At 69.6% G+C, this 3,612-nt stretch carries 5 protein-coding genes; 1 reads left to right on the top strand and 4 read right to left on the bottom strand.

All coding sequences use genetic code 11. The features are described from left to right. The coding region (locus K7G61_RS35660; RefSeq protein WP_225851307.1) for a hypothetical protein at window positions 1-203 on the top strand (203 nt) is incomplete at its 5' end. A 311-nt stretch (window positions 204-514) separates the two neighbouring features. On the opposite strand, the gene K7G61_RS35655 is transcribed toward K7G61_RS35660, so the two are convergent. From K7G61_RS35655 to K7G61_RS35640, 4 genes are all read right to left on the bottom strand, one after another. Then, window positions 515-1,165: a transposase gene (locus K7G61_RS35655; RefSeq protein ID WP_225851306.1), complete on the bottom strand. Its 651-nt coding sequence runs from the start codon at window positions 1,163-1,165 to the stop codon at window positions 515-517. Between the two features lie 336 nt (window positions 1,166-1,501). Further along, on the bottom strand, window positions 1,502-2,077 hold the full coding sequence (locus tag K7G61_RS35650; RefSeq protein ID WP_205048856.1) for a TetR/AcrR family transcriptional regulator: 576 nt from the start codon (window positions 2,075-2,077) through the stop codon (window positions 1,502-1,504). A gap of 139 nt (window positions 2,078-2,216) precedes the next feature. Then, window positions 2,217-2,465: a hypothetical protein gene (locus K7G61_RS35645; protein WP_225851305.1), complete on the bottom strand. Its 249-nt coding sequence runs from the start codon at window positions 2,463-2,465 to the stop codon at window positions 2,217-2,219. Beyond that, the gene (locus K7G61_RS35640; RefSeq protein WP_225851304.1) at window positions 2,462-2,713 is read right to left on the bottom strand and encodes an ATP-binding protein; all 252 of its coding nucleotides are present in this window, start codon (window positions 2,711-2,713) and stop codon (window positions 2,462-2,464) included. The genes K7G61_RS35645 and K7G61_RS35640 overlap by 4 nt, the downstream gene beginning before the upstream one ends. Window positions 2,714-3,612 lie beyond the last annotated feature (899 nt).

Here is a 3,612-nt window from a genome sequence, read left to right as displayed (position 1 = left end):
GAACGGGGGGCGTGCTTCGTCAGTCATGGCGCTTCCTTCGGTTGTACTCGGGCCCACGCAAGGAGGTGGGCACCCTCGACGGCAACCGCATCGCGGCAGTCGGCCGACCAGGCAGAGAACGAGCGTTCTCCATGCGCAACCACGATAGTAGAACGTTGGTTCTCGCGCAAGCTGCTGAATTCAATTGCCTGATGTCGGCATGACCCGACCCGGCCACGGTGTCCAGCCCAGTTCTCCTCCTGGGCCTTCACTGAACGGGCCCGGGGCCTCGGCCCTGGTGCCTAGATGGGCACGATCGGCGACTGCTGCGAGGGATCCCGTACCGGGTCTTCAGAGTTGAGCGGTGCGGAGGTGCCCGCGGGCCCGGCGAGCGGTGACGCAGCGTGTCCGTAGCCGTTGTTTGCCGGCATTGCGAAAGCCGACAGCCGCGCGGGCGACAAGCTTGATCACACGGTTGACGCCTTCGCTCCTGGCGGTGCTGTCAGGTGTCGATGAATGCGGCGGTCTCGGGCCGTCAGCGGTCGACGGTGACGGTGAACTGCCGCACCTCGGGGATGTCGGAATCCGCGCACCATGTGGGGAACTTCCAGCGGGGTCGGCCGACTTGGTTCCAGTCGGCGCCGGTCATGGCCAGAGCGAGGAGGCTGCGCAGGTTCTCCTTGGCGATCCATGTCGTCAGCAGGGTCTGCTGCCCGATTGCCCCTCGCCGACGCGTTCCACGTCGTCGCGACTGCTCGTCGGTGAGGTCCTCACGGCTGCGCAGCAGGCGCCAGCGGGCCGACCACTTCGGATCGGTGGCTCTTCCGCGTCGGCCGCGGACCTCGGCGGTGGTGCGGCGCCGGGCCGCCGAGAGCATCTTGTTCGCCAGCTGCGCCACGTGGAAGTGGTCGACCGCGACCCTGGTGCGCGGCACGCCGGTGCGGATCGCGGCGCGGTAGGTAGCGGACACGTCGATGGCGACGTGTGTGGTGCTCTTTCTCCAAGTCAGCGGGGTGGTGGCGAGCCAGGCCGGCACGTCGGCGACGCTGCGGTCCTCGACCTGGCCCAGCAGCGCGCACGCCCCGAGGGCGTCGGTGAAGCCGGTGTGCCACCGATCGCGTGCCCCGCCCGTCTGCCGGTGTCGGGGTCTTGTTCCCAGGCGCGGCTTGCCCCGACGGGTCCTCACCGATGCCCACCGCGTCGCCTTCGGGCAACGATGCGTCGACGACCTCGCGGGCCTGGCCGCGGAAGGCATGCATCACGGTCGGCCAGGACAGGTGCAGATCCCGGGCGGCCTGGACGACGGCGGAACCCGGCGTCGCGTATGCGGCGTTTGGCCGCGACCCGCACTCGCATGGTCATCCGCGCGCCGGCCGGTGGCTGCGGGTCCTGCTCAGTGGACGACCGGCGCGGGCAGGGCCAGAAGCCCCCTCCGAGGACCAGCCGCACGTGCGCCCTGCTCACTGGGTGGCACGCCGGAGTGAACGGAAGCGGGGCTCTGTGAGTGAAGGCGACGGCGCGCTCAGGCAGCGGTGACCACGTCTGCGTGAGCGGCCCGCAGCAGGGTGCGGGCGGCGTCCTTGGCGTGACGGGCGGGCTCTGGAGTCCCGGAGATGGCCGCTGTGGTCATCGCGCCCTCGGCGAGGAGGACGAGCTGGTCGGTCAGCCACGCGGGCGCGTCTGCGACGGCCACGAGATCGGCAAGATATCGCCGGAAGGCATCCTTGTGGGCCTTCGCGATGTCGGCCACGGTCTGGGACGTGGCCCCCAGCTCCCCGAAGGAGTTGATGAAGCCGCAGCCGCGGAACTCCTGCTCGCTGAACCAGAGGAACAGCCAGTCGAAGACCGCCAGAATCCGTTGCTCGGGTGAGTCGTAGGTATCCACGTACTGGGCAAGATCGCGGAGCCACCTTGCGTCCCGCCGCCTCAGGTACGCCTCGACCAGGGTGTCCTTGGAAGGGAAGGTCTGGTACAGGCGCTTGAGGGGCACGCCGGAGGCGGTGCGGATCGCATCCATTCCCACCGACTGAATGCCTCGGCCGTAGAACAGTTCCTCGGCAGCGTCAAGGATCCGCTGCTCGGTCGTCTCGGGTTCCACTTCGCTCACCCATTCTCGAAAACGGTCGTTCTCCTACGGTACAGCCACCAGGCCGCACGGCATATTCCCGGGCGCGGGCCGACCAGCCCGCCGTATGCGCCTGCCCGGATCGGGGCCGGGCGTCTTGCCCGCCGCCCGCTCAAGCGAGGACAAGGTCCGCCTGGGGCTGCTCAGCCGGTGCGGTGGCGACGCGGAGGCCGACGCGGTCCCGCCGGTGATCCCGTTCCTCGAGTGTTTCGGTCCAGTCCGCCAGGAGTTCGACGATGTCCATGCCGCGGCCGTGCTCATCAGGGGCACCGGTGCAGCGAGGGTGGGGCGAGGGCGCCACGCCGTAGTCGGCAACTTCGATATGCACGGCGCGGCCTTCGAGCGCGAGGCTCACGATCATGTCGGCCCGTCCGTGCTGGGCCGCGTCCCCGCGAGTTCGCCGACGATCAGCAGGACGGAGTCCCGATCCTCCGGGACGACGTCCCATCGGGCGAGCAGGGATGCGGCGAAAAGGCGGGCGGTGCGCACCCAGCGCTCCTCGGCGGGAAGGGCGATCATGCCGTGCTGGCGCATGCCCGTACGGGCATGCGCCAGCGCCGGGGTCACGGGGGCCGGCCGGGACTGCTCGCCGGACGAGGGCAGCGCCATCGGCGGGGGTGCATTGCGGTGTGCGAGAGAGTCATGGGATCACCCACCTGCACTTTCCGAGCCGGCAACAGGCTCGCGTTCTGCAGCTTCTCTGCCCTCGGCCCTGGAGCGGGCCGGCGTCAGGGCCCAGGCGGCGGTCCTGCGGCACTCGCGGCGACCGAACCGGCAATCCGTCCGGCCAGCGATGACAGTGTCGTGAACCTCCAGCCGAGAACGGTCGTTCTGCTGAATGAGGCCAGCCTATAGAACGGTCGTTCTCCGCGCAAGAGGGATGCGCCGAACTTCCGAGAATCCGGAGCAACGCCCGCGCTCACCGCAGGTGAGAGGGTCTTCAAGGCCTGCGAGGGAATCCTGAGCCCAAAGCCCTCGAGGCGCGCGGCCACCCCTGCCGCAGGTACAGCCTCACGCACGAACGGCCGCGCCGTGGATCCGGCGCCGGGCCCGGAACTACGGCGCGGGGGTCGCCACGCCAGCAAGGCCTGCCGGAATGCGAAGGCGGCGGCAGTCACACAGGCGCCGCCCCGGTGGATGACAACGACATTGGGGTCCTGAAGGCGGCGGGTCAGGTGCGATAGGCATCGCGCGGGCGAGCGGCGCCAGGTTTCCGCACAGGGCGGCTGCGAGTGCGGGCCCGGCCGTCGACTCCCTCCGTTCACGGCGGCTTGCCTCGGAAGTGCCGCTCCACCAGCCGAGGCGCGCGATAGCCCGACCGAGGGAGAGCTGCCAGGTCGTGGGTGTCGGTCTTGCGCGAGAACCTTCGTTCCCGTACTGTCGTTCTTGCCGGCGAGAACGTACGTTCTCGCACGGTGCACCCACGTCGGCGGAACCCACACCCGTCGGCGGCGATACCGCACAGACCCGAAGGAAGCGCCATGACTGACGAAGCACGCCCCCCGTTT

Source organism: Streptomyces sp. HPF1205, from assembly GCF_020400825.1.
Lineage (GTDB): Bacteria > Actinomycetota > Actinomycetes > Streptomycetales > Streptomycetaceae > Actinacidiphila.
Note: the sequence above shows the minus strand (reverse complement) of the source record. Positions and strands in the feature narration are given on the sequence as shown.

Coding starts and splice junctions, on each gene's coding strand:
- K7G61_RS35645 (WP_225851305.1), bottom strand. CDS start 2,465: ATGATCGTGAGCCTCGCGCTCGAAGGCCGCGCCGTGCATATCGAAGTT.
- K7G61_RS35640 (WP_225851304.1), bottom strand. CDS start 2,713: ATGGCGCTGCCCTCGTCCGGCGAGCAGTCCCGGCCGGCCCCCGTGACC.